We start from the raw sequence: 24978 nt of genomic DNA, 5'->3' as shown, positions 1-24978 counted from the left end.
GCGCCGGGAAAACCTGGTCTGGTCACGCCGCTTCCTCCGCGGTGAGCTGGGACTCCACGATTTCGAGGTAGGTGGGGCAGTCGCGCAGCAGCTCCGCGTGCGTGCCCAGCCCGACGATCTCCCCGTTCTCCAGCACCACGATCTGGTCGGCGCCGACGATCGTGGAAACCCGTTGCGCCACCACGATCACCGCCGCCTCCGCGGTGTGCGGGGCGAGCGCGGCGCGCAGCCGGGCGTCGGTGGCGAGGTCGAGCGCCGAGAACGAGTCGTCGAACAGGTACACCTCGGGTTTGCGCACCAGCGCCCGCGCGATCGCGAGCCGCTGCCGCTGCCCGCCGGAGACGTTCGTGCCGCCCTGCGCGATCGGGGCGTCCAGTCCGCCGGGCATCTCCGACACGAACTCCCGCGCCTGCGCGATCTCCAGCGCCTCCCACAGTTCTTCGTCGGTGGCGTCCGGTTTCCCGTAGCGCAGGTTGCTCGCCACGGTGCCGGTGAACAGGTACGGCCGCTGCGGCACCAGTCCGATCCGGCTCCACAGCACGTCCGGGTCGGGTTCCCGCACGTCCACGCCGTCGACCAGGACGCGCCCGGCGGTCGCGTCGAACAGCCGCGGCACCAGCGACAGCAGCGTCGTCTTGCCGGCGCCGGTGCTGCCGATGATCGCGGTGGTCTTCCCGGCCTCGGCGCGGAACGCGATGTCCCGCAGCACCGGGGCGTCCGCGCCCGGGTAGCGGAATTCGACCCCCTGGAACTCGACGGCACCGCGCTCGGCGACCTCCCGCACCGGGCGCAGCGGCGGCCGCACCGACGACTCGGTGTCCAGCACCTCGGCGATCCGCTCGGCGCACACGGACGCGCGCGGGACCAGCGTCGCGATGAAAGTGGCCATGGTGACCGACATGAGGATCTGGATCAGGTAGTTCAGGAACGCCGTGAGCGCCCCGATCTGCATCTCGCCGCTCGCCACGCGGTGCGCGCCGAACCACAGCACGGCGACGCTGCTGGCGTTCATCACCAGCAGCACCGTCGGGAAGATGACCGCCTGCAGGCGGCCGACCCGCAGCGCGGTGACGGTCAGCTCGTTGTTGGCGACGGCGAACCGGCGCACTTCGTCCCGCTCGCGCACGAACGCCCGCACCACGCGGATGCCGGAAAGCTGTTCCCGCAGCACGCGGTTGACGCGGTCGATGCGGGTCTGCATGAGCCGGAACTGCGGCACCATGCGCCACACCACGAGCCCGATGGCGGCCAGCAGCACCGGCACCGCGACCAGCAGCAGCCAGGACAGCCCGACGTCCTGCCGCAGCGCGAGCACGATGCCGCCGACGCACATGATCGGCGCCACGATCAGGATCGTGCAGCCCAGCACCACGATCAGCTGCACCTGCTGCACGTCGTTGGTGGTGCGGGTGATCAGCGACGGCGCGCCGAACTGCGCCACCTCGCGCGCGGAAAACCCGCCGACGCGGTGGAAAACGGCGGCGCGCACGTCGCGCCCGAAACCGGCCGCACTGCGCGCACCGAAGTACACCGCCGCGACGGAACAGGCGATCTGCAGCAGCGTCACGGCCAGCATCCACCCGCCCGCGGAGAGGATGTAACCGGTGTCGCCGGTGGCGACACCGTGGTCGATGATGTCCGCGTTGAGGCTCGGCAGGTACAACGACGCGATGGTGCCCGCGAGCTGCAGCACCACCACCGCGGCGAGCGCTCGCCAGTACGGACGCAGGAATGTCCGCAATATCCGGTTGAGCACGATTCCCCCTAGGAACGGTCGGTATCCACTGTGTAGGCTACGCCCGTAAGAAACGCAACGTTTTTAGGAGGGCGGGTGCCGGAGCCCAAGTCGAGGCGCCACGGGGCCGAACTGGAGGCCGCGATCCTGGACGCCGCGTGGGCCGAACTCGTCGAGGTCGGGTACGCCAAGCTGACGATGGAAGGCGTCGCGGCCCGCGCGGGCACCAGCAAACCGGTGGTCTACCGGCGCTGGCCCGGACGTCCCGAATTGGTCCTCGCCGCGTGGCGCCGTCACATCCCGGACGCCGACAACCCGCCCGACCTCGGCGACCTCCGCTCGGATTTGCTGGCATTCCTGCATCGATTGTTGCACCGATTTCAGGACACGCCGCGCGATGTGCTGGTCGGACTGATGAGCGAAACGGTTCGCGACCCCGACGTTTTCGCTTTGCTGCTGAAGCAGATAGCGGCCGCGAAACACCGCCCCACCTTCGAAACCATCGTGCGCAGGGCCGTGGCGCGCGGCGAACTCCCGCCCGTCGAGATCACCCCGCGCGTCGCACGCGTCCCCCTCGACCTCGTCCGCGCCGAAGCCATCTTCCAGCACGGGGAAATCGACGAGAAAACGATTACCGAGATTGTCGACGAAATCTTCCTCCCCCTGTTGCGTGGATTGGCGCACAAGGAGTTCGATGAGGAGGAATGACCGGCCCTCCGGCGGGGTACCACCCCGCTGACACAACCGACGAGAAGCGTGGAGGCGGTGTCGGCAGAATGAGCACCGCTGGACGGGTCCTCATCCGGCAACGGACGGTTGCCGGATGCGCGGTCGTCGATCTCACCGGCCGGCTCAACGCACATACCTACGGTGAGCTACGGGACAACCTGATCAAGCTGACGCTGGACCAGCCGCGGGCGTTGATCGTCCAGGTCGACGAACTGGACGTGGTCAGCGAGCCCGCACTGACCGTCTTCTCTTCGGTGCGGATGCGCACCGACGCATGGCCGGCCGTGCCGGTGCTGCTCGTCGTGCACGATCCGCAGCGGCACCGGATGATCGCCGGCAGCGCCATTCGCCGCTTCGTCCCGGTCCACTCTTCGCTCGACGCGGCGGTCGACGCAGTGGCCGAACCGCCGCCCCGGCGACGGCGGAGGGCCGTCTTCCTCCCGCTTCCCAGCAGCTCGCACGGCGCCCGGGCGTTCGTCCAGGAGACCTGTCGCGAGTGGAACGTCAAGCACCGGCTGGAGGACGCGCTCGGCGTCACCACCGAACTGGTCGAGAACGCGATCACGCACGCGGGCACGGCGCTCGAGGTCCGGCTCGAGCTGCACGCGGGTTACCTGACCGTCGCCGTCCGCGACGAGGACCCGCACCCGGCCGTCCTGCGGCAACGGCCGAGCGGACGCCTGCAGGGCTACGGCCTGCAGGTCATCTCCGCCCTGTCCCGGGCATGGGGCTGCTCCCCCGCCCAGGACGGCGGGAAGATCGTCTGGGCCGTGCTCAGCGTCGGTCCCCGTCGCCTCGCGCCGTTCCCTGTTTGACGTCCGGCAGCGAGTCCGAGATTCCGTCGAGGGTTTCCATCACCAGGATCGCGCCCGCCGATTCGCCGCGGCGGTTGCGCAACGCGCCACAAGCGATCCGCACCGTCACCGGGCGCCCACGCCGGTTGATCGCCTTCAGCACGATCCGCTCGGTGAAGGACGCGTCGGCGAGGGCGGGCCGCACCACCGGGCGAAGCTCGGCGACCGGCAGCCCGATGTCGAGGTTCAGCAGGTGCTCGCCCTCGGCCTCTTCCGAGCGAAGCCCCCACAGGTCCTCCGCGCCCGCGTTCCAGGCGACCACGCGCATCTCCTGGTCGACGACCACGACACCGGCCTGCAGCGAGGTCAGGACCGACTCCAGGAACTCGTTCACGTCGTCCAGTTCGCTGGTGCGGTCCCGCAACGTGTTGTTGATCGACTGCAGCTCGTCGTTGGTGGACTGGAGTTCTTCGTTCGTGGTCTCCAGTTCCTCGTTCGTCGATTGGAGTTCCTCGTTCGTCGTCTCCAGCTCCTCCACCGTGGACTGGAGTTCCTCGTTCGTGGTCTCCAGCTCCTCGGTCGTGGACTGCAGCTCCTCGTAGGCGCTCTCGCGCTGCCGGTTCGCACTCGCCAGCTCGGCGAGCAGGCGGTGATTCGTCGTCACGTCGTGGAACACCACGGACACTCCGACGACGTCGTCGGACAGCGAGATCAGCGGGTTGATGTGCAGTTCCAGCGCCAGCATCTCACCGGGCCCGCGCTGCCACTCGACGTCCTTGACCCGCACGGCCCGCCGCTCGGCGCGAACCTGCTCGATGTAGGCGCGGAGCTCGACCGGCCGGTAGGAGATCTCCAGGTCCCGCAGCGGGCGGCCGATGTCGCGGTCGGTCAGGCCGAACACCTGCTGCGCCTGCCGATTGGCCAGTGCGACGACGTCATCGGCCGTCACCACGATCTGCGCGACCGGGTTCGAGTCGAACGTGAGCGCGCGCAGTTCGTCGATCTGGTCCAGCGAGTTCCGGCGTTCCGGCATCAGAGGGTGGCTGAACGGCGAGGAGCCGCCGATCCCCGTCGGTACCTTCCGGAAGATCCGGTACCGCAGGTTCACCGGCTCGAAGATGCGGCTGTGCGACAGCAGCATTTCCGCCTTGCCCATGAACAACACCCCGCGCGGCACGAGCGCGAAGTGCAGCTTCCGCAGGATGTTCGTCTGCGTGTCGGCCGTGAAGTACATCAGGGTGTTGCGGCAGACGAGCAGGTCGATGCGGGAGATGGGCGCGTCCTGGACCAGGTCGTTGCGGCCGAAGATCACCGACCGGCGCAGGTCCTTGTGGAAGACGTACCGGCCCGCGCTGCGCTCGAAGTAGCGGTGCAGGTACTCCGAGGGGAGGTCTTCCAGATCCTTGGCGGTGTAGGCGGCCTGCCGGGCCTGGGCCAGTGCCTCCTCGTCGACGTCGGTGGCGTAGATCTTGACCCGCTGCCGGAACTGCTCCAGCCCCAGCGCCTCGGCCAGCACGATGGCCAGGCTGTAGGCCTCCTCGCCGGAGGCGCAGCCCGCGCTCCACACCCGGATCTGGTCGTCGGGCGAGCGCTCGGCGAGGATCATCGGCACGATGTCCGACTGCAGGTAGTCCCAGGCGTCGGGGTCGCGGAAGAAGTTCGTGACGTTGATCAGGATCGTGTTGAACAACGCGCCGAACTCGTCGCTGTTGGCCTGCAGGTGGTCGAGGTAGCTGGCGTAGTCCTCGCAGCCGACGATGCTCAGCCGCCGTGCGACCCGGCGCATGAGGCTGCTGCGCTTGTACCCGGTGAAGTCGAAACCGCGCGTTTCCTTCAGGTATTCGAGGATGGCCTCGAAACCCTCGTCCGTCGCGGGCTCGATCTGCTCGTTCACGGTGCGGACCTTACAAGGTCAGGCGGTCTCGTCCGAGGCGCCGTCCGGCAGGTCCGTCACGGTGGGCAGTCCCTCGAACAGGAACTTCCGCAGCACCGTCGCCGCGTGGCCGGCTTCGTCGCGGTGCCGGGAGTAGCGCCCGGCGACCAGGGGGTAACCGCGGCGTTCGGCGTCCTGCGTCATCCGGCCCGCCAGGTCCCGCTTCTCCTCGAGTGCGCGCAGAGCCGCCCACAGCGCCTGCTCGATGTCGCGGGACTGCTGCTGGAACAAGGCTTTCGCCGTCCAGGCGTGGCCGACCCGGCAGCGGTACCGGGTGCCCTCCTTGTCGAGTGTGAACAGCACGCCCTGGCAGTCCGGGCAAGCGAGGCCCGATGGCTCGGACACGTCGAGCACCTCCAGCGACACCGCGTTGCCCGGACCGTCGGACCGGGCGATGCGTGCTTCGATCTCCTCGATCAGGGGAAGGGGTTCGCCGTCACGCGCCTCGACCGGCTCCCGCACCCGGTCGGCCAGCACGCCGCCGATCTCCACGGCTGGGACGACGTGGTCCGGGGACACCCTGGCCATCGCGTTCTCGGGCATCGCCGGGTAGATCGCGTCCTCCGGGTCCTGCACGATCGCGAGCCCGCCGCGGGACTTGATGGTGTCCAGCCCGGCGGAGCCGTCGTCGAGCGAGCCGGAGAGCACGACGCCGATCACCGCGGGACCGTGCGCGAGTGCCGCGGACCGGAACAAGGCGTCGATCGCCGGCCGGTACCCGTTCTCGGTGGGGCCGCGGGAGAGCCGGCACGCGCCGTCCTCGACCAGCAGGTGGTGGTCCGGCGGCGCCACGTAGATCCTCCCGTGGCGCAGCGGCTCGCCCGAACGGGCCGCCACCGCGGGCAGCGAGCCGGACCGGCTCAGGATCGCGGGCAGCGCGCTGGCCCCGCCGGGTGGCAGGTGCAGCACGACCAGGACCGCCGCGGACAGGTCAGCGGGAAGGCCGCCGACGAAGGCGCGCAGCGCCTCGACGCCGCCTGCCGAAGCGCCGACGACGACGATGTCCCTGAACCGTTCGGCCACCAGAATGCGCCTTCCGAGAGGGTCCCGACTCCGCACCTCCGACGGTAGACCCTTTCGCGGTGGTCAGCAGATCATGGAGCCACGGCGTCGCACACGGACTCGTAACGGGTCAGGACCGAGGTCACGCCGGCGAGGTCGAGGACGCGGTTCGCGCGGCAGCCGGGCGGCGCGACCAGCCGCAGCTCCCGGCCGCGTGCGCGCACGTCGAGCATCGCCTGCACGCCGGCGGCGCTGAGAAACGCCACCCGGGTCAGGTCGAGCACGACCGTGCCGGGCTGATCGGCGAGTGTCTCGGCGAGCCGCGGCGCGGTGGAGAGATCGATCTCGCCGGTCGCGCGGACGACGGCCGCCCCGGACCGGTACTCGACCGCGAGGTCCAGCAGCCGCTCGGTGAGCGGTGTGCGCGGCTCGTCGGACACCAGGTTCGCCCCCTCGGCAACGTGGTCGTGTCTCCGGCCGGAACCGGACCACGATGCTAGCGCCGCCGGGTTAAACCGAACAGCCACTCAGTTCACCGCATCGGGGGTTACCCGTCGGTTGCTGCGATCTTCGCGCTGCCCAGCACGACGTCGCCTGCCGCGTCCGGCCGGTAGAGCACGGCGACCTGGCCGGGGGCGACGCCGGTGAGCGGTTCACGCAACTGGATCCGCACCTGGTCGCCGTCCACCTCGGCGACGGCCTCGCCGAGGCCGCCGTGCGCACGGACCTGGACCACGCATTCGGTGGGGCCGTCGAGCGGCCCCGCGGGCCACACCGGGCGGTCGGCGCGGATCTCGCGGACGGTGAGCGCGTCGGCCGAGCCGACCTTGACCGTGCCGGAGACCGGCTCCAGCGCCAGCACGTACCGCGGCTTGCCGTCCAGCACCGAGCGGTCGATGCCGAGGCCCTTGCGCTGCCCGATGGTGAAGCCGTGCACACCGGTGTGGCGGCCCAGCACGGCGCCGGTCTCGGCGTCCACGAGGTCGCCTGGCCGCTGGCCGAGGCGCTTCTCCAGGAACTTCTTCGTGTCGCCGTCGGGGATGAAGCAGATGTCGTGGCTGTCCGGCTTGCGGGCGACGGCGAGGCCGCGGCGTTCGGCCTCCGCGCGGATGTCCGGCTTGCGAGTGTCGCCGACCGGGAACATCGAGTGGCGCAGCTGCTCCGGCGTCAGCGAGGCCAGCACGTAGGACTGGTCCTTGTCCGGGTCGACCGCCCTGCGCAGCTCCGGCACACCGTCCACAACGGACAGCCGGGCGTAGTGGCCGGTGGCGACGGCGTCGAAGCCGAGCGCGATCGCCTTCTCCAGCAGCGCCTCGAACTTGATCTTCTCGTTGCAGGTGACGCACGGGTTGGGGGTGCGGCCCGCGGCGTACTCGCCGACGAAGGTCTCGATGACCTCCTCGGTGAACCGCTCGGCGAAGTCCCAGACGTAGAACGGGATGCCGAGGATGTCCGCGGCGCGACGCGCGTCGTGCGAGTCCTCGATCGTGCAGCACCCGCGCGAGCCGGTGCGCAGGGTGCCCGGCTTGGCCGACAGCGCCAGGTGCACGCCGACCACGTCGTGCCCGGCCTCCACCGCGCGGGCCGCCGCCACGGCCGAATCCACTCCCCCGCTCATCGCGGCCAGTACCCGCATCACACCTCCTGCTTGTTCTTGCGCAGCCCGGACAGCCCGGCCTGCCGCGCCCGCGCGACCACCGCCGCGATCTCCCGGGCCACCGCGTCCACGTCGTCCGGAGTGGACGTGTGCCCGAGGGAGAACCGCAGCGAGCCGCGGGCCGACGCGGCGTCGGCGCCCATCGCCAGCAGCACGTGGCTGGGCTGCGCGACCCCCGCGGTGCACGCCGAGCCGGTCGAGCACTCGATGCCCTTGGCGTCCAGCAACATCAGCAGGCTGTCGCCCGCGCAGCCGGGGAACGTGAAGTGCGCGATGCCGGGCAGTCTGCCCTCGCCCGTCGGCATGCCGTTGAGGATCACGTCCGGCACCTCGCGCCGGACGGCCTCGATGAGCGCGTCCCGCAGGCCGCCGACCCGCTCGGCGTAGCGGGGCTGCTCGCGCACCGCTTCCTCGACGGCCGTCGCGAACGCGCGGATGGCGGGCACGTCGAGCGTGCCGGAGCGGACGTCGCGCTCCTGGCCGCCGCCGTGCAGCAGCGGCACGCACTCGGTGTCGCGGGACAGCACGAGCGCGCCGACGCCGTAGGGGCCGCCGAGCTTGTGCCCGGTGAGGGTGAGCGCGCTGACGCCGCTGTCCGCGAAGTGCACCGGGACAGCGCCGACGGCCTGCACGGCGTCGGTGTGCAGCGGGATTTCGTGCTCCGCGCAGATCGCCGCGAGCTCGGCCATCGGGTTGACCGTGCCGACCTCGTTGTTCGCCCACATGACGGTGACCAGCGCCACGTCGTCCGGGTCGGCCTCGATGGCCTTGCGCACGGTCTCCGGCAGCACGCGGCCGTGTTCGTCCACGTCGAGCCAGGTGACCTCGGCCTGGGCGTGGTCGGCGAGCCACTGCACCGCGTCCAGCACGGCGTGGTGCTCGACCGCGCTCGCCAGGACGCGGCGGCGCTTCGGGTCGGCGGCCTGGCGCGCCCAGTAGATGCCCTTGACCGCGAGGTTGTCGCTTTCCGTGCCGCCCGCGGTGAAGATGACTTCGGACGGACGGGCGCCCAGCGCCTCGCCGATGACCTCCCGCGCTTCCTCGACGGCCCGCCGCGCGCGGCGGCCGGAGGAATGCAGCGAGCTGGCGTTGCCCACCGTGGACAGCGCCTCGCTCATCGCCGCAATGGCGGACGGCGACATGGGGGTGGTCGCCGCGTGGTCGAGATAGGTCATCGCACTACCAGGGTAGACCGTGCGGTATCACTCGCGTGTGGGCCACCGCCGGGTGATGACGACGCCCACCACGGCGAGCGCGGCGAGCGTGAGCGCGAGCACACCCAGGGCGGGCGCGGGCTCGTGCGCCGAGGCGAGCAGGCCGAGCAGGACCCCGCCGAAGCCGACGGTCAGCGCCGAGGTGACCCAGTCGCCCAGCTGCATGGCCGAGGTGTTGAACCCGCGCTCGTGCTCGGGTGAGAACCGCAGCAACAGCAGGGAGATCGACGGGTAGGAGATGCCCATGCCCGCCCCGCCGAGCAGGCACGCGGCGAACGCGAGCCAGCCGGGGAACCACGGCTGCGCGACGAACCCGAACAGCAGCACGGCGACGGCGACCATCCCGAACCCGGCGCGCAGCAGCTTCTCGCGGGACCAGTCCGGATGGCGGCCCTGCACGGCGGAGGCCGCGGACCAGGTGAGCGCGGAGGCCGTCAGCGGGAGCCCGGCCAGTGCCGGGCTGTAGCCGTGGACGGTGGCCATGGCCAGCGGGAGGTAGGCCTCCATCCCGGCGAAGGCGCCGCCGAGCAGCGCCCGCGAGGCGACGACCGTCGGCAGGCCGGGCCGCGCGGTGACCGTCCCCGGCGGCACGAGGCGGCGGACGGCGATGGCGAGCGCGAGGAGGCCGGCCGCGCCGTAGCCGAGCGCGGCGGGGCTGGGGTGCTGGGCGGCCCAGGTCAGCGCGGCGACCCCGGCCGCGGCGGCGAGGGCCACCAGGACCCCGGCGCGGCGTTGTCCGGCGCCCGCGGTGTGGGTGAGCCGTCGCGCGACCGGGATCAGCATCAGCAGGCCGACCAGGGCCAGCGGCACGAGGCCGAGGAACACCCAGCGCCAGCCGAGGTGCTCGGTGATGAGGCCGGCGACGGTCGGCCCGACGACGGCGGGCAGCACCCAGGCCGCCGCGTTGGCCGCGTACATGACGGGTCGTTCCCGGTCGGTGTAGACGAGCGCGATCAGCAGCGAGACGGCGACCAGGACGATGCCGGAGCCGAGCCCCTGGAGGACGCGACCGGCGAGCAGGAACGCCATGTCGGTGGCGGTCCCGGCGACGACCAGCCCGGCGAGGAACAGCCCGGGCCCGGCGATCATGGGAATCGCTGGCCCACGGCGGTCGCAGACCCGCCCGGACAACACGGTCGCCACGACGCTGGCGACGAGGAACGCGGTGAACGGCCAGGAGTAGAGCCGCTGCCCCTCCAGGTCGGCGACCATGGTGGGCATCGCGGTGGCGACGCCCATGCTCTCGAACGCGATGAGGGTGACGACGAGCAGGCTGGCCACGGTGGTCGTCCGGTGCTCGGCCGTCCACAGCACCCCCCGCGACCGGGCTTCGACGATCATGAGTTCAGGCTGCAACCTCCACCACACTGGAGGTCAAGAACCAGCCACAAAACCCGCCGCCCAGCAACGGAACGCACCAAACCCCCCGAACCACTCCCCTCCCGCAACCCGATCCCCAGCCAAATCGGTTGCCGAGCCACCGAGTCAAGGCACGCTTTCCCGCCTTGACGCGGTGTCTCGGCAACCGAACAATTCAAGATCGGGTTCGGAAGGGGCTTCTTCTCATCCGGGCGTAGCGAAGCGAAGCCCGGCGCCCTCAACACCCGCGTAGCGCCGCCCAACGGAGCCCCGCTGCGAAGGCAAAGCCACATTCCCCAACGCAGCCTGCACGGAAGCCTCAGCCAGCGCAGCCAACTCCCGCCGATCCGCCGCCCGCCCCGGAGCGATCTCCCCGCACACGGTCACCTCGAGCACCAGCCCGCGCAACGCCGCGACCCGCTTCAGCGAATCGATCAGCGACTCCGGCCCGATGAACGCGGGCTGGGTCGTCTCGCGGCCGTCGGCCATCCGGTAGCGCAGCGCGAGCGGCCGCACCGGGACACCGGCGTCGATCGCGGCCTGGAAGGTCGCCGGGCGGAACCGGCCGGACGCCAGGCCGCACCACGTGGTGCCCTCGGGTGTGACGTTCACCAGCGAACCGGCCCGCAGAGCGGCGGCCAGCTGGTCGATCGTGGACGGCAGTGTCGACAGCCGTTCACGGTCCAGGAAGATGCTGCCGCCGCGCGCGACCAGCGTGCCCAGCACCGGCCAGCCCGCGATCTCCCGCTTCGCCAGCGCGCGCATCGGGCGCACCGCGTTGACCGCCACGATGTCCAGCCACGAGATGTGGTTGTTCACCACCAGCGCCCCGCGGCCGCCGCTGTCCAACGGCTCGCCCCGGACCACCAGCCGCACCCCGAACGCCCGCAGCACACCGCGGAACACCAGCCGTGCCACCGAATTCCGGCACCGCGGCACGAACATCACCGGCAGGGCCCCGAATGCCAGCAGCACCACGCCGGCAGCGGCGGTGAACCGCAGCGCGCGCCGCACCCCGCCGACCGACGGCGCGCCCGGCGTCAGGCACCCGTCGCCGCACGGCGAAACGGGCATCCAGGGGTGGCTCATGCCTGGTTCCCGAGGAAGAACTTGAGGTAGCGCTCGTCCATCTGCTGCAGGTCGAGCAGGGTGAAGAAGTCGGCGACGGCGAAGTCCGGGTCGTGCGCGGGCGGGCCGCACACCTTCGCGCCGAGGCGGGTGTAGCCCTTGATCAGCGGCGGCAGCAAGGCGCGGGCCGGGCGCGCGATGTCCGCGTCCTGCCACGGGTTCAGCGGCGTCACGCGCTGCGACTCGGGCGCGTAGTGCTTGGCGCGGAGGAGGTCCCACACGCCCGCCGCGTAGGAGCCGCCGTCGGTGAGCGGGACCGACGCGCAGCCGCCCAGGTAGCGGTGGCCGGACAGCAGCATGTACCGCCCGATCCCGGCCCACACCAGGCTCACCACGGCGCCGGTCCGGTGGTCGGGGTGCACGCACGAGCGGCCGGTCTCGACGAGGGAGCCCCGCAGGCCGGCGAGGTTCGACAGGTCGAACTCGGTTTCGGAGTACAGGCCGCCGGCCCGCTCGGCGCGCCCCGGCGGGAGCATCCGGTAGGTGCCGACGATCTCGCCGGTGTTGTCGTCGCGCACCACGAGGTGGTCGCAGAACTCGTCGAACCGGTCGGCGTCCACGCCGGGCGCGGAGTGCAGGGTGGCCCCCATCTCCTCGGCGAAGACCTGGTAGCGGAGCCGTTGTGCGGCAACCACTTCGTCGTTGTCGTAGGCGACGAGGAGGGAGTAGCGGGCAGCGCCATCGGGGAGCTGGCCGTCCTGGCTGTCGGTGCTGACGAGCAACTGGGACCGCGTCATGTCTGTAGGTGTACCGGCGGGAAGGAAACCGCCAGGAGGTTCATCGCGTGACCACCTCGTGCACGTTGGATGAACCACGGGTTCTCAGGGTTCTCTCAGGAAGCCTGCGTGATCAGGCTCAAGTCATGAGATCGACACGATCGGGGTATGGCCTCACGGAACGTGGTGCCGACCGGAAGTGAGAGGGATGTCCGGCAGCTGGTTGCGGATCGTGGTGGCGCTCGGCGTGGCGGCGGTGGTGTTCGGCCTGTTCCTGGCCGTCGAGTACGTGCTGCGGCGGGTCCTGCGGCGGCTCGGTCAGCGCGCGACCGTGCTCGGTGAGCTCGCCGAGCACATCCACGCGCCGCTGCGGTGGTTCGGCGCGATGATCGTCCTGCGCATCACCGTGCTCGTCGCGTTGCCCACCGGGTCCTGGCGCAACGCCACCTCGCACGTGCTGACGCTGGCGCTGATCGGGACCGGCGCGTGGCTGCTGGCCGGCGTGCTGACCGCGATCGAGCAGACGATGCTCGGACGCTGGCGCGTCGACGTCGCCGACAACCGGCACGCGCGGCGCATGCAGACGCAGATCCGGCTGGTGCGGCGGGTGATCGTGGCCGCGATCGCGGTGCTCGCGCTCGGCGCGATGCTGATGACGTTCCCCGGGCTGCGCACGGCGGGCACCAGCCTGCTGGCCTCGGCCGGCGTCATCGGCGCGATCGCCGCGCTGGCCGCGCAGTCGTTGCTTGGCAACGTGTTCGCCGGGCTGCAGATCGCGTTCAGCGACGCCATCCGGCTGGACGACGTGGTGATCGTGGAGAACGAGTGGGGCCGCGTCGAGGACATCACGCTGACCTACCTGGTGGTGCACCTGTGGGACGACCGGCGGCTGGTCATCCCGACCGCGCAGTTCATGTCGCAGCCGTTCGAGAACTGGACCCGCCGCGACGCCGCGCTGCTCGGGACGGTGGAGCTGGACGTCGACTGGACGATGCCGGTCGACGAGATGCGCGACGAGCTGCGGCGGATCCTGGAGTCGACCGACCTGTGGGACGGCCGGGTGAGCGTGCTGCAGGTGACCGACGCGACGCACACCCTGGTGCGCGTGCGGGCGCTGGTGAGCGCGGTGGACGCCGGCACGCTGTGGGACCTGCGCTGCCTGGTGCGGGAGCAGCTGGTGCAGTGGCTGCGGAGCAAGCACCCATACGCCGTGCCGCGCGTGCGGACCGAGCGCGTCCCCGAGACCCCGTCGCGCCGCACCGAGGAGGAACCGCCCGAGCAGGACGCGCGCGTGTTCGGCGGCAGCGTCGACGGCATGGTGCGGGAGCACGCCTTCCACGGGCCTGGCCGGTCGTGAAAAAAGGGCCACCGCCGGAAAATCCGGCGGTGGCCCCTCAGGCTTCAGGCGAACGTCAGCTCTTGCGCTTGGTGACCTCTTCGGTCAGCTGCGGCGCGACGTTGAACAGGTCGCCCACCACACCGAAGTCGGCGATCTCGAAGATCGGCGCCTCCGGGTCCTTGTTGACCGCGACGATGGTCTTCGAGGTCTGCATGCCGGCCCGGTGCTGGATCGCGCCGGAGATGCCCAGCGCGACGTACAGCTGCGGCGACACCGTCTTACCGGTCTGCCCAACCTGGAACTGCGCCGGGTAGTAGCCGGAGTCGACCGCGGCGCGCGAGGCGCCGACGGCCGCGCCGAGCGAGTCGGCCAGCTTCTCCACGACCTCGAACTTCTCGGCCGAACCGACACCGCGGCCACCGGACACCACGATCGTGGCCTCGGTCAGCTCGGGGCGGTCACCGCCGACGACCGGCTCCACGCCGGTGATCTTCGCCGACTTGGCGGCGTCCACCGCGGGCAGCTCGACGGCCTCCTCGGCCGCCGCGCCCTCGGCCTGCGCGGCCTCGACCGCACCCGGGCGCACCGAGATGATCGGCAGGCCCTGGGCCTTCGACTTCACCGAGTACGCGCCACCGAAGATGGACTGCTCCACGGTGCCGTCGGAGTTGACACCCACGGCGTCGTAGATCAGGCCGCCGCCGACGCGGATCGCCAGACGGCCGGAGACCTCCTTGCCCTCGGCGGACGCGGTGACGATCACCGCCGCCGGGGAGGCCTGCTCGACCAGCTTGGCCAGCGCGTCGACCTTCGGGGTCACCAGGTAGTTCGCGGCGTCCTCGGACTCGGCCACGTACACCTTCTGGGCACCGTAAGCGCCCAGCTGCTCCTTGAACTTGCCGGCGGTGCCCGGGGCGCCGACGACGACGGCCGACGGCTCGCCCAGCTCGCGGGCGGCGGTCAGCGCCTCGAACGTGGTCTTCTTCAGCTCGCCGTTGAGGTGGTCGACGAGAACCAGAACTTCAGCCATTGCTCCGTTGCTCCTGCCTCAGATGATCTTCTGGCCGACCAGGTACTCGGCGATCTTGCTGCCGCCGTCACCCTCGTCCTCGACGCGCTCACCCGCGGTGCGCGGGGGCTTCGGGGCCGCTTCGACCACAGTGGACAGCGCGCTGCCGAGGCCGACGGCGCCCGCGTCGACGCCGAGGTCGGCGATCGTCAGGGTCTCCACCGGCTTCTTCTTCGCGGCCATGATGCCCTTGAAGGACGGGTAACGCGGCTCGTTGATCTTCTCGGTGACGCTCACCAGCGCGGGCAGGTTCGCCTCGAGGTGGGTCAGGCCGTCGTCGGTCTCCCGGTCGGCCTTGACGGTGGTGCCCTCGACGGTCAGCGACCGGACCTGGGTCAGCTGCGGCAGCCCGAGCAGCTCGGCCAGCATCGCGGGAACGGCGCCGGCGCGGCCGTCCGAGGCCTCGTTGCCGGCGATGACCAGGTCGAAGCCCTCGACCTTGCCGACGGCGGCGGCGAGCACCTTGGCGGTGGCCACGGCGTCGGAGCCGTGCAGGGCCTCGTCCGAGACGTGGATGGCCTTGTCCGCGCCCATCGAGAGGGCCTTGCGGATGGCGTCGGTCGCGCGGTCCGGGCCCACCGAGATCACGGTGACCTCGCCCTCGCCGGCTTCCTTGATCTTCAGCGCTTCTTCGACCGCCTTCTCGTTGATCTCGTCGAGAACGGCGTCGGCGGACTCGCGGTCGAGCGTGTGGTCACCATCGGAGAGCTTGCGCTCCGAATAGGTGTCCGGCACCTGCTTGACCAGGACAACAATGTTCGTCATTGGTCCCCTTCGACCTCCCTGAACCAGCCTTACTGGTCGGTAGCGTAGGGAGATTTCAGCCCCGACGCGCCCCGAGGTGACGGCATTCACCCGGAATCCCGATTTATCGGGACGATCGTTCAGCTTTATCTCCGATGCGCCCAGGCTACTCCGAGTGGACGCTTGCGCGGATGGGTTACCCCGGATGGTGCGATCGGTCTAACCTGACTTCCCGTGCCCAACCACGTCGCCGTAGTGACCGACTCGACCGCGTCCCTGCCGGAGCAGCTGCGCAAGCAGTGGGACATCTCGGTCATCCAGCTCCAGCTGCAGGTGGGCGACCAGGTCGACGAGGAGAACCGGTTCGACCGCGGCGAGCTGACCGAGGCGCTGAAGGCCGGGCAGCGGGTGAGCACGAACCCGCCCGATCCCGGCGCCTTCTTCTGGACCTACCAGGACGCCGCCGCGGCCGGCGCGAGCGCGATCGTGAGCGTGCACATCTCCGAGCGCATGTCGGCGACGCTGGCGTCCGCACGGGAGGCGGCGCGCCAGGTGCAGATCCCGGTGTACCCGCTGGACAGCGGCACGACCGGGATGAGCCTCGGCTTCGCCGTGCTGTCCGCGGCCAGGGCCGCCGCGGCGGGCGGACGGGTCGAGCGCGTGATCGAGGCGGCGCAGCGGCGGTTCGCGACCAGCAGCGAACTGCTCTACGTGGACACGCTGGAGTACCTGCGCCGCGGCGGCCGGATCGGCGGCGCGGCCGCGCTGCTGGGCACCGCGCTGTCGATCAAGCCGCTGCTCACCGTGCGCGACGGCGAAGTGGCGCCGCTCGCGCGGGCCGCCGGCAGCAGGCGCGCGCTGGCGAAGCTCGTCGACCTGGCCGCCGCACGGGCCGGGAATCTGCCCACCGACCTGGCGATTTCCTGCTTCCGCCCCAGCGAGCGCGAGCTGATGCTGGTCCAGCAGCTGCGCGAGCGGATCCCGAACGTGACCGAGCTGAGCATCGTCGAGGCCAGCACCGTGATCGGCGCGCACGTCGGGCCCGGTGCGCTGAGCATCACCGTCTCCCCCGGGTAGCCGTGGAACCAGCGGGGTACCCCATCCGTTGATCCGGTGACGAAACCGGCATACCGCCCCGGAGGACGGACATGGCTTCGCTGTTCAACAAGATCGCCCGATTCGCCAACTCCCCGCAGGGCAAGCGCGCCATCCGGCAGGCGCAGCAGTTCGCCAACGACCCCCGCCGCCGCGCACAGGCCAAGTCGGCCATCGCCAAGCTCAAGGCACGCGTGAGCGGGCACGGTCGCCGGCCGTACTGACCTTTCCCGGCAACACCACGACCGCCAGCGCCAGCAGGGCCAGCCCGGGCAACGCGACCGCGTTGATCACCTGGTCCAGCGGCTGGAACACGTGCAGGTGCATCAGGTGGTAGATCGCGTGCGGCACCGAGAAGACCAGCCACGCGACACCGGCCAGGCGCGCGGCGGTCGTGGTCCGCACGACGATCGCCCCGATCGTCACCGCGCCGAGCGCGAGGAACATCGAGCCGACGTCGCGGATGAGGTGTTCGTTGTAGGGGCCGTCCAGCGAGACCCAGCTCGGCCGGATCACCGGGAAGTCGCCATAGAAGCTCTCCGGCAGGACCGCTGCCCAGAAGCCCACCACGAGGCCGGTCAGCGCGAGCAGTGTGAGAATTCCGAGTCGCATGCCATGAGGACTGCGCAGCCGTCCGGAACGTGACAGCCGGCCGTTGTTGGATCGTTTCCACCGGAACCGTAACGGAGTAGCTTGCTCACCCGATAGGGTTACGCCTCAGCTCGCACTGCTGCTACTGAGGGGAGCCGTCACGGTGCACACGGCTACGAGCGTCCGGGACGACCAGCACATCCAGCCCGACCTCCGCCGCTTCGCCGCGGCGCCCTTCGACAGCAGACCGGTGGCGACCGCGACCGAGGCCGACCTGGACGTGCGCCTGTTCCGCACCACCTACCTGCCGTCGTTCGTGGCGAGCGAGGCGCTGGAGGAAAATTCCCGTCCCGTCGAGAAGGACCTCGCGTGGCTGCGGCTGACGACGCCGGGCGGGGTGCCGACCGCGCTCGGCGTGCTGACCATCGGACGGGACCCGAGCGCTCACGTGCCCGGCGCCTACGTCCAGTTCGTCCGCTACCAGGGCCTGGACCCGGACGCGCCGGTCGCCGACCAGCAGGAGCTGCGCGGCAACCTGGTGGAGACCGCGGTGCGGCTGAGCGCGCTGCTCAGCGGCCACCTGCGGACGCGGCTGGCCGACGGCGAGGGCTTCCGCGAGGAGCAGCTGCCGGACTACCCGCTGGAGGCGCTGCGGGAGACGTGCATGAACGCGGTGATGCACCGCAACTACGAGACCTCGCACGCGCCGGTGCGGATCAGCTGGTTCGACGACCGCATCGAGGTGACCAACCCCGGCGGCCCGTACGGGCAGGTCCGGCCGGACAACTTCGACCGCGTGCACGACTACCGCAACCCGAACCTGGCGCGTGCGATGAAGGCGCTGGGGTACGTGAACCGCTTCGGCCGCGGCATCTTCCGGATCCGTTCGGCGATGGCGAAGGCGGGCAACCCGGTGCCCGAGTTCCGCGTCGACGCCTCGTCGTGGTCGGTCGTGCTGCGGAAGTGGCCCTGACTCACCCAGTAGTGTCCCCGGGGTGAGTACGTCGCGCGCCGAAGCACTGCACCTGACCGGGGAACGCACGGTCCCGGGCATCGCCGAGGAGAACTACTGGTTCCGTCGGCACGAGGCGGCTTACCACGCGCTGCTGCCGTGGTGCGCCGGCGCCGTGGTGCTGGAGGCCGGTTGCGGTGAGGGCTACGGCGCCGGGCTGATCGCCTCGACGGCGAAGTCGGTGCTCGCGCTCGACTACGACCAGCCGACCACCGAGCACGTCGCCCGGCGTTATCCCCAGGTGTGGACAGCGCGGGGGAACCTGGTGCAGCTGCCGCTGCGCGACGGCTCCGTCGACGTGGTCGCGAACTTTCAGGTGATCGAGCACCTGTGGGACCAGGGCGCGTTCCTGGCGGAGTGCCTGCGCGTGCTGCGGCCGGGCGGTCGGCTGCTGGTCACGACGCCGAACCGGATCACGTTCACCCCGGACAGCGACACGCCGCTGAACCCGTTCCACACCAGGGAACTCGCGGCGGACGAGCTGGATTCGCTGTTGCGCGAGGCGGGTTTCGCGGTCGAGCTGATGCACGGCCTGCACCACGGTCCGGGCGTGCGGGAGCTGGACGCCCGGTACGGCGGGTCGATCATCGACGCGCAGCTGGAAGTCGTGATGGGACACCTGCCGGGGCAGGCGCCGTGGCCGCCGGAGCTGCTGGCGGACGTCGCGGCGATCCGCGCTGAGGATTTCGAGATCCACGGCGAGCGGGTGGACGAGAGCCTGGACCTGGTCGCGGTGGCGGTGCGGCCGTGACCGGGGAGGGGACGTTCTGCCTGGTGCTGCACAGCCACCTGCCGTGGCTGCCGCACCACGGGTCGTGGCCGGTCGGCGAGGAGTGGCTGTACCAGGCGTGGGCGCACTCGTACCTGCCGGTGGTGGACCTGCTGCGGCGGTTCGCGGCGGAGGGCAGGCGGGACGTGCTGACGCTCGGGGTGACGCCGGTGCTCGCGGCGCAGCTGGACGACCCGTACGCGTTGCGGGCGTTCCACGAGTGGCTCGGGCACTGGCAGTTGCGGACGGTGCAGGCCGGGACGCTGTGGCGGGAGGACCCGTTGCTGCGGGAGCTGGCGGCGGCGGAGTACCGCACGGCGACGTGGTCGCTGGAGGACTTCGAAACGCGGTGGCGGCACGGTTTTTCGCCGGTCCTGCGGTCCCTTGTGGACTCCGGGGTGATGGAGTTGCTGGGCGGGCCGTACGCGCACCCGTTCCAGCCGTTGCTGCAGCCGCGGGTCCGGTCGTTCATGTTGCGGGGCGGCCTGGCGGACACCGAGTTGCGGATCGGGCACCGGCCGGACGGGATCTGGGCGCCGGAGTGCGGTTACGCGCCGGGCATGGAGGAGGACTACGCGGCGGCCGGCGTGCGGCGGTTCCTGGTGGACGGTCCGGCGTTGCACGGGGACACGGCGTTCGCGCGGCCGGTGGGTTCGACGGACGTGTTGTGCTTCGGGCGGGATCTGGAGGTCACGTACCGGGTGTGGTCGCCGCGGGCGGGCTACCCGGGGCACGCGAACTACCGGGATTTCCACACGTGGGCGCACGAGGTGGGGTTGAAGCCGTCGCGGGTGACGGGCAAGCAGGTGGAGCCCGCGGAGAAGGCGCCGTACGACCCGGCGCTGGCCGCGGACACCCTGCGGACGCACGTGAAGGATTTCGTGGAGACGGTGGTGTCGCGGCTGCGGGCGTTGCGTTCTGCGCACGGCCGGGAGGCGCTGGTCGTGGCGGCTTACGACACCGAGTTGTTCGGCCACTGGTGGCACGAGGGTCCCACGTGGCTGGAAGGCGTGCTGAGGGCGCTGCCGGAGGCGGGCGTGCGGGTGACGACGCTGCAGGGCGCGGTCTCGGCGGGGCTCGTCGGTGCGCCCGTGGAGTTGCCCGCATCGTCGTGGGGTTCGGGCAAGGACTGGCGCGTCTGGGACGGCGAGCAGGTGGCCGACATGGTGGCGGACAACGCGGCTTTGCAGGAGCGCTTGCTGGCCCTCCCCCGCACGGAGATGCGCGACCGGGTGGCGGACTGGGCAGTGGGCGAGGCGACGATGGCCCTGTCGAGCGACTGGGCGTTCATGGTGACAAAGGACTCGGCCGCGGACTACGCCCGCCGCCGCGCGGCCGTGCACACCGCGCGTTTCGATGAACTGGCGGGCTGGATCGGCCGGGGTCCGCTTCCGGCGGCGGTGGAGCGCTGGGCGCGGGAGGACAATCCGTTCGGGCAGCTGGATGCGCGGCAGCTCTGAGGGCTAGCCAACCTGAACCTGGCGCCGCCGCGCGATGTCGCCTCCCCGCCGTCCGACAACCCGAACCACCCACCGCCCCGGCGCCCGGCGACCCCCCGGTCCGCACGGTCGAGGCAATCCCCGCCCATCGCTGCCCACCACCCCAGCAGCTTCACCCCAACCCGGGAACTTCACCCCACTCGGCCGCTGGCCCAGGCCGCATCCAGCCCCTGCCGCCGCTGGCGGCCACCTCACCCGCCCCGCTGCCCGGCGCCACCGCCCGGCGACGTCCCGGCCCGCACGGGCCAATGCAAATCCCCGCGCGCCCGGGAGCATCACCCCACCCCAGCCGATGGCCGAGCCCGCACCACGTCCCTGTCGCCGCCGGCGGCCACCTCACCCCACCCGCCTCCCCAACGCCCGACCACCCGAACCATCCGCCCGGCAGCGCCTCCTGGCCGCCGGCCACCCACCTCCCGCTCGGCAGCGCCTTCCCGCCGCGCATCGCCGCCCGGCAGCACCTCCCCACCACCCGGCCCGGGCCGACCGGCCACTCCCCGGACCCGCCCCGGTCACCCACCCACCGCAGTCCACCACCACGTCTCAACTCGTCGTGTGATCGACATCACCCGCTGGCACCGCGCGTCGTCGGGTGGTTCAGTTCTTAGTTGACCAGTGAGTAACCTCCTGTCATGCGCGTGCTGATGCTGTCCTGGGAGTACCCGCCCGTCGTGGTCGGCGGGCTGGCCCGCCACGTGCACGCGCTGGCCCGGCACCTCGCCCAGGACGGGCACGAGGTCGTGGTCCTCTCCCGGCACCCGGCAGGCACCGACGCCCACACGCACCCGACGACGGACCTGGTGGTCGAGGGTGTGCGCATCATCCGCGTCGCCGAGGACCCGATGCACGTGACGTTCGAGCGGGACCTCGTGGCGTGGACGCTGGCGATGGGCCACGGCATGGTGCGCGCTGGCCTGGAGCTGGCCCGGTCGTGGCAGCCGGACGTCGTGCACGCCCACGACTGGCTGGTGGCGCACCCGGCGATCAGCCTGGCCGGCGCGCTGCGGCGCCCGCTGGTCGGGACGATCCACGCGACCGAAGCCGGCCGGCATTCGGGCTGGTTGTCGCAGCCGTTGAACCAGCAGGTGCACTCCGTGGAGTGGTGGCTGGCGAACCGGTCGGACGCGCTGATCACGTGTTCGCAGGCGATGCGCGCCGAGGTGGCGAAGCTGTTCGAGGTGTCGGCGGACGACATCACCGTGATCCACAACGGCATCGAGGAACGCGGCTGGCAGGTCGCGGCGGACGAGGTCGCGCGGGCGCGGGAGAAGTACGCGCCGGGTGGCGAGCCGTTGCTGTTGTTCTTCGGGCGCCTGGAGTGGGAGAAGGGCGTCCAGGACCTGGTGTCGGCGCTGCCGAAGATCCGCCGCGCGCACCGCGGCACGCGGCTGGTGGTCGCCGGGCGGGGGCGGCACCTGGACGAGCTGGTCAAGCAGGCGCGGCGGATGCGGATGCAGCACGCGGTCGAGTTCGCCGGGCACCTGCGCGACCGGGAGCTGCGGGCAGTGCTCGCGGCGGCGGACGCGGTGGTGCTGCCGAGCCGGTACGAGCCGTTCGGGATCGTCGCCCTGGAAGCGGCGGCCGCGCGGGCGCCACTGGTGGCTTCGACGGCCGGTGGGCTGGGCGAGGTCGTCGTCGACGGGGTCACCGGGTTGTCCTTCGCACCCGGGGATGTGCCCGCGCTGACGGCGGCGGTGAACTCGGTGCTGCGAGACCGCGCCGCCGCGGAGAGTCGTGCGCGCACCGCGCAGGCCCGCCTCGCCGACGACTTCGACTGGGCTCGCATCGCGGCGACGACCGCCGAGGTCTACCGCAAGGCCAGGGTCCGCGAGCACGGCGAGCTGGGACGCCCCAAGATCCCGACGGGCAACGTGCTCAACCCCGAGCCGCCACCGGTGGTCGTGGAGCGGAAGACCACCGCCGCGGCACGGAAAAGCGGGACGAGGAAGCCTGCGCGCTGAAGCCGCCCCGCGATCAACGGCGGTCGGCCATCAACCTCGCGCGTGACTGTGATCAGTCCACAACGCGCTCGAAAACCAGCCAGGGCCCGTCGGGCAGTGGTGGTTCATGCACCTCGGTGAATCCGCTCGTCATGACCAGGCGCTGGGAAACGGTGTTGTGCGGCCGGATCACCGCGCGCACGACGCGGACGTCCGGTTCACGCACGGCGCGCGCGACGAGTTCCGCCAGCGCGGCGCGGGCATAACCGCGACGGCGCCAAGCCGGCTCGATCTCGTAGGTCACCTCGACGACGCCCTGCTCGTCTGGCGGCCCGTGGTATCCCGCGCGGCCGACCACGCCGACTGGCCCGGCGATGGCGCCGGCGAGCCAATCGGCGGCCCGCGGGTCGGCGCGGACGCGGGTGCTCGCCCGGCCCCAGCCCGGAAGCCAGCGCGGGTTCACGAAGTACGGCGTCAACTCGACCGGCGCCACACGGTTCGCCGCGGCGAGATCTCCTGCGGCGAGAGCGTGGTAGGTGGCCGGGGGCAACGGGACGACGCGCACGCCCCTACCGTCGCAGTCCGACCGGTTGCCTGTCGATCGAATTGCTGTCGCGCAGGTGATGCCGGAGTCGTCGGCCAGGTTGCGGCGCGGTATGCCCGCGTCCTGTGCGCCGCCGTTCAGAACACCGGCAGCAGTTGCCCACGCTCGGATTCCGGGCGGGGGCCGAAGATGCGGCGCTCGGACTCCGTGATGGGGGTGTCGTTGATGCTCGCCTCGCGGCGGCGCATCAGGCCGTTCTCGCTGAACTCCCAGAGCTCGTTGCCGTAGCTGCGCCACCACTGGCCCTCGGCGTCGTGGCATTCGTACTGGAAGCGCACGGCGATCCGGTTGCCGCGGAAGCCCCACAGCTCCTTGCGCAGCGCGTAGTCCAGTTCGCGCTCCCACTTGCGGCGCAGGAACTCGACGATCGCGTCGCGGCCGACGACGTGCTGATCCCGATTGCGCCAGACCGAGTCCGGGGTGTAGGCCAGCGCGACCTTCTCCGGGTCCCTGGTGTTCCAGGCGTCCTCGGCGGCTTGAACCTTTTGCGCGGCGGTGACTTCGTCGAACGGCGGGAACGGCGGACGGTCGGACATGGGAACCCCAATCTGGAGAACGCTCGTTCTCCGCTGATGCGCTACGGTAGAGAACGCACGTTCTCCGCGCAAGGGGTGGATTGGATGGATCACGACGAGGCACGCGTGCGGCTGCTCGACACCGCCGAGGAGCTGTTCTACGCGCGCGGCATCCAGGCGGTGGGCATGGATGCCATCCGCTCGGGATCGGGCGTCTCGTTGAAGCGGCTGTATCAGTGCTTCCCGGCGAAGGGCGATCTCGTCGAGGCCTACCTGCGCCGCCGCGACGAACGGTGGCGGCGGTCGCTGGCGGACTACGTGTCGGCTCGGCCGCCGGAAGACGCTGTCCCGGCGGTGTTCGACTGGCTGCGGCGGTGGTTCAGTGAGGACGACTTCCGGGGGTGCGCGTTCATCAACTCCTTTGGCGAACTGGGCGACGGAGCACCTCGCGTCGCGGCGGTGGTGCGGGAGCACAAGGACCTGGTCCGGGATTACTTGCGTTCCCTGGCCGGCTCGAACGAACTGGGCGACCAGATCTTCGCGCTGGTCGAAGGCGCGACAGTGATCGCGGGCATCACCGGTGATCCGGGAGCCGCCGAGAGCGCCAAGACTGCGGCGGTGGCGCTGCTTCGGGCTTCCGCCGAGCGGTGATGCCGGGGTGATGATCTCCATTTCTGGGTGAACCAGCGAAGCCGTCGAGTGGTGGTTACGGGAGAGGGCGGCACCTGCTCCACCTGCCATGGGAGATGGATGCGGTGGCACCGTCGACTGGGGGTCGTGCTGTCAGCCATCGCACCTCGGCGAGGCAAACAGAGCACCCGAGAGGCGGGGCCGGTGGCGTGCGGCCCAACGTGATGGCGCGTCGGCGTGCTTGTGGTACGCCCGACGGGGGTGCGACGCACCACATGCCTAGGGAGCCGACATTCGTGAGGCGTGTTGACCTGCGCGGGGTACGCCCCCACCCAGGGCCGTGCCGGTATGCGTGACGTGCCCGGGCGTGCGTGCACCGACGCGCGTAGGAAGGGCACGTGCCGGTGGTGCGCGCCCCGCGCGAGAGGGCACCGGCGAGCGAGGGGCGTGCCGGCATACGTCGGGTGCGTCGCGGGCCGGGGGCGGTGCGCCACCCCGCGTCTGGTGCACCCAACGCGGGCCGGAGGTGGGGCGCCGCCCCGCGAGGGGCGCACCGGCGGGCGGAGACGTGCCGACATGCGTCGGGGTCGGGAGCATGTGTGGCGTGCACCAGCGCGCGTGCGCCGACCTGCGTGGGGAGCGCGGCATGTGGTTGGTGCGTGCCCCTACGCGAGAGGTGCACCGGCGGGCGGGGGGCGTGCCGGGATCTGTCGGCTGCGCGGACCCGCGTCAGGTGCGCCAGCGGCCGAGCGCCTTGCGCCACCCCGCGTCTGGTGCACCCAACGCGGGCCGGGGGTGGTGCGCCGCCCCGCGGCGGATGCACCCGGCGGCCCAGGGGGTCATGCGCCATCCCGCGCGGATGCACCCGGCGGGGCGGGGGTCGTGCGCCGCCCCGGCGGGTGCA

At 71.3% G+C, this 24978-nt stretch carries 24 protein-coding genes; 10 read left to right on the top strand and 14 right to left on the bottom strand.

Annotated elements, in window-relative coordinates; translation table 11 throughout:
- Positions 1–22: 22 nt before the first annotated feature.
- Positions 23–1756 carry an ABC transporter ATP-binding protein gene (locus tag AMY39116_RS0337585; protein ID WP_027936574.1) on the bottom strand — a complete coding sequence of 578 codons (1734 nt, stop codon included), beginning with the start codon at positions 1754–1756 and terminating at the stop codon, positions 23–25.
- Between the two features lie 75 nt (positions 1757–1831).
- Here AMY39116_RS0337585 and AMY39116_RS0337580 point away from each other — a divergent pair, with 75 nt between their 5' ends.
- A complete protein-coding gene (locus tag AMY39116_RS0337580; RefSeq protein ID WP_020422743.1) occupies positions 1832–2443 on the top strand; it encodes a TetR/AcrR family transcriptional regulator in 612 nt (203 codons plus the stop codon).
- A 68-nt stretch (positions 2444–2511) separates the two neighbouring features.
- Positions 2512–3279 carry an ATP-binding protein gene (locus tag AMY39116_RS0337575; protein WP_020422742.1) on the top strand — a complete coding sequence of 256 codons (768 nt, stop codon included), beginning with the start codon at positions 2512–2514 and terminating at the stop codon, positions 3277–3279.
- Here AMY39116_RS0337575 and AMY39116_RS0337570 read toward each other — a convergent pair.
- From AMY39116_RS0337570 to AMY39116_RS0337535, 8 genes are all read right to left on the bottom strand, one after another.
- The gene (locus tag AMY39116_RS0337570) at positions 3239–5152 is read right to left on the bottom strand and encodes a CheR family methyltransferase (RefSeq protein WP_020422741.1); all 1914 of its coding nucleotides are present in this window, start codon (positions 5150–5152) and stop codon (positions 3239–3241) included. The genes AMY39116_RS0337575 and AMY39116_RS0337570 overlap by 41 nt on opposite strands.
- 18 nt (positions 5153–5170) lie before the next feature.
- Positions 5171–6214 (bottom strand): chemotaxis protein CheB, encoded by a 1044-nt coding sequence (locus tag AMY39116_RS0337565; RefSeq protein ID WP_020422740.1) that lies wholly within the window; start codon positions 6212–6214, stop codon positions 5171–5173.
- A gap of 71 nt (positions 6215–6285) precedes the next feature.
- Positions 6286–6633, bottom strand: a complete 348-nt coding sequence (locus tag AMY39116_RS0337560; RefSeq protein WP_020422739.1) for an STAS domain-containing protein — start codon at positions 6631–6633, stop codon at positions 6286–6288.
- Positions 6634–6740: 107 nt separating this feature from the next.
- Entirely contained in the window at positions 6741–7829 is a 1089-nt protein-coding gene (gene mnmA / locus AMY39116_RS0337555; RefSeq protein WP_027931947.1) for a tRNA 2-thiouridine(34) synthase MnmA, read from the bottom strand.
- Positions 7829–9025, bottom strand: coding sequence for a cysteine desulfurase family protein (locus AMY39116_RS0337550; RefSeq protein WP_020422737.1), 1197 nt, complete (start codon positions 9023–9025; stop codon positions 7829–7831). The genes mnmA and AMY39116_RS0337550 overlap by 1 nt, the downstream gene beginning before the upstream one ends.
- A 27-nt stretch (positions 9026–9052) precedes the next feature.
- Positions 9053–10405: an MFS transporter gene (locus AMY39116_RS0337545; protein ID WP_020422736.1), complete on the bottom strand. Its 1353-nt coding sequence runs from the start codon at positions 10403–10405 to the stop codon at positions 9053–9055.
- Positions 10406–10627: 222 nt separating this feature from the next.
- Positions 10628–11512 carry a 1-acyl-sn-glycerol-3-phosphate acyltransferase gene (locus AMY39116_RS0337540; protein WP_020422735.1) on the bottom strand — a complete coding sequence of 295 codons (885 nt, stop codon included), beginning with the start codon at positions 11510–11512 and terminating at the stop codon, positions 10628–10630.
- Entirely contained in the window at positions 11509–12288 is a 780-nt protein-coding gene (locus tag AMY39116_RS0337535) for a GNAT family N-acetyltransferase (RefSeq protein ID WP_020422734.1), read from the bottom strand. Before AMY39116_RS0337535 ends, AMY39116_RS0337540 begins: the two co-directional genes overlap by 4 nt.
- Positions 12289–12475: 187 nt before the next feature.
- Here AMY39116_RS0337535 and AMY39116_RS0337530 point away from each other — a divergent pair, with 187 nt between their 5' ends.
- On the top strand, positions 12476–13624 hold the full coding sequence (locus AMY39116_RS0337530) for a mechanosensitive ion channel family protein (protein ID WP_020422733.1): 1149 nt from the start codon (positions 12476–12478) through the stop codon (positions 13622–13624).
- 55 nt (positions 13625–13679) lie between these two features.
- Here the strand turns inward: AMY39116_RS0337530 and AMY39116_RS0337525 are convergent, their stop codons facing one another.
- On the bottom strand, positions 13680–14636 hold the full coding sequence (locus AMY39116_RS0337525; protein ID WP_020422732.1) for an electron transfer flavoprotein subunit alpha/FixB family protein: 957 nt from the start codon (positions 14634–14636) through the stop codon (positions 13680–13682).
- 18 nt (positions 14637–14654) lie between these two features.
- The gene (locus tag AMY39116_RS0337520) at positions 14655–15440 is read right to left on the bottom strand and encodes an electron transfer flavoprotein subunit beta/FixA family protein (protein ID WP_020422731.1); all 786 of its coding nucleotides are present in this window, start codon (positions 15438–15440) and stop codon (positions 14655–14657) included.
- A gap of 213 nt (positions 15441–15653) precedes the next feature.
- Between AMY39116_RS0337520 and AMY39116_RS0337515 the strand changes: the two genes are divergently transcribed.
- Complete coding sequence (locus tag AMY39116_RS0337515) at positions 15654–16496, top strand: DegV family protein (RefSeq protein ID WP_020422730.1); 843 nt, start codon at positions 15654–15656, stop codon at positions 16494–16496.
- Between the two features lie 71 nt (positions 16497–16567).
- Positions 16568–16738 carry a hypothetical protein gene (locus AMY39116_RS46905; RefSeq protein WP_017987410.1) on the top strand — a complete coding sequence of 57 codons (171 nt, stop codon included), beginning with the start codon at positions 16568–16570 and terminating at the stop codon, positions 16736–16738.
- Here the strand turns inward: AMY39116_RS46905 and AMY39116_RS0337505 are convergent.
- Positions 16698–17126 (bottom strand): hypothetical protein, encoded by a 429-nt coding sequence (locus tag AMY39116_RS0337505; protein WP_020422729.1) that lies wholly within the window; start codon positions 17124–17126, stop codon positions 16698–16700. The genes AMY39116_RS46905 and AMY39116_RS0337505 overlap by 41 nt on opposite strands.
- 142 nt (positions 17127–17268) lie before the next feature.
- On the opposite strand from AMY39116_RS0337505, the gene AMY39116_RS0337500 reads away from it, so the two are divergent.
- From AMY39116_RS0337500 to AMY39116_RS0337485, 4 genes are all read left to right on the top strand, one after another.
- Positions 17269–18078, top strand: a complete 810-nt coding sequence (locus AMY39116_RS0337500; protein WP_020422728.1) for an ATP-binding protein — start codon at positions 17269–17271, stop codon at positions 18076–18078.
- Between the two features lie 22 nt (positions 18079–18100).
- Positions 18101–18868 (top strand): bifunctional 2-polyprenyl-6-hydroxyphenol methylase/3-demethylubiquinol 3-O-methyltransferase UbiG, encoded by a 768-nt coding sequence (locus AMY39116_RS0337495; RefSeq protein WP_020422727.1) that lies wholly within the window; start codon positions 18101–18103, stop codon positions 18866–18868.
- A complete protein-coding gene (locus AMY39116_RS0337490) occupies positions 18865–20346 on the top strand; it encodes a glycoside hydrolase family 57 protein (RefSeq protein WP_020422726.1) in 1482 nt (493 codons plus the stop codon). The genes AMY39116_RS0337495 and AMY39116_RS0337490 overlap by 4 nt, the downstream gene beginning before the upstream one ends.
- A 671-nt stretch (positions 20347–21017) precedes the next feature.
- Positions 21018–22346 (top strand): glycosyltransferase family 4 protein, encoded by a 1329-nt coding sequence (locus AMY39116_RS0337485; protein WP_020422725.1) that lies wholly within the window; start codon positions 21018–21020, stop codon positions 22344–22346.
- A 52-nt stretch (positions 22347–22398) separates the two neighbouring features.
- Here AMY39116_RS0337485 and AMY39116_RS0337480 read toward each other — a convergent pair whose 3' ends face one another.
- Positions 22399–22890 (bottom strand): GNAT family N-acetyltransferase, encoded by a 492-nt coding sequence (locus AMY39116_RS0337480; RefSeq protein ID WP_027936572.1) that lies wholly within the window; start codon positions 22888–22890, stop codon positions 22399–22401.
- A gap of 116 nt (positions 22891–23006) precedes the next feature.
- A complete protein-coding gene (locus AMY39116_RS0337475) occupies positions 23007–23465 on the bottom strand; it encodes a nuclear transport factor 2 family protein (protein WP_020422723.1) in 459 nt (152 codons plus the stop codon).
- An 84-nt stretch (positions 23466–23549) separates the two neighbouring features.
- Here AMY39116_RS0337475 and AMY39116_RS0337470 point away from each other — a divergent pair, with 84 nt between their 5' ends.
- On the top strand, positions 23550–24095 hold the full coding sequence (locus tag AMY39116_RS0337470; RefSeq protein ID WP_020422722.1) for a TetR/AcrR family transcriptional regulator: 546 nt from the start codon (positions 23550–23552) through the stop codon (positions 24093–24095).
- Positions 24096–24978 lie beyond the last annotated feature (883 nt).

The organism is Amycolatopsis sp. ATCC 39116, assembly GCF_000231075.2.
Classification (GTDB): Bacteria; Actinomycetota; Actinomycetes; order Mycobacteriales; family Pseudonocardiaceae; genus Amycolatopsis_E; species Amycolatopsis_E tucumanensis.
Note: the sequence above shows the minus strand (reverse complement) of the source record. Positions and strands in the feature narration are given on the sequence as shown.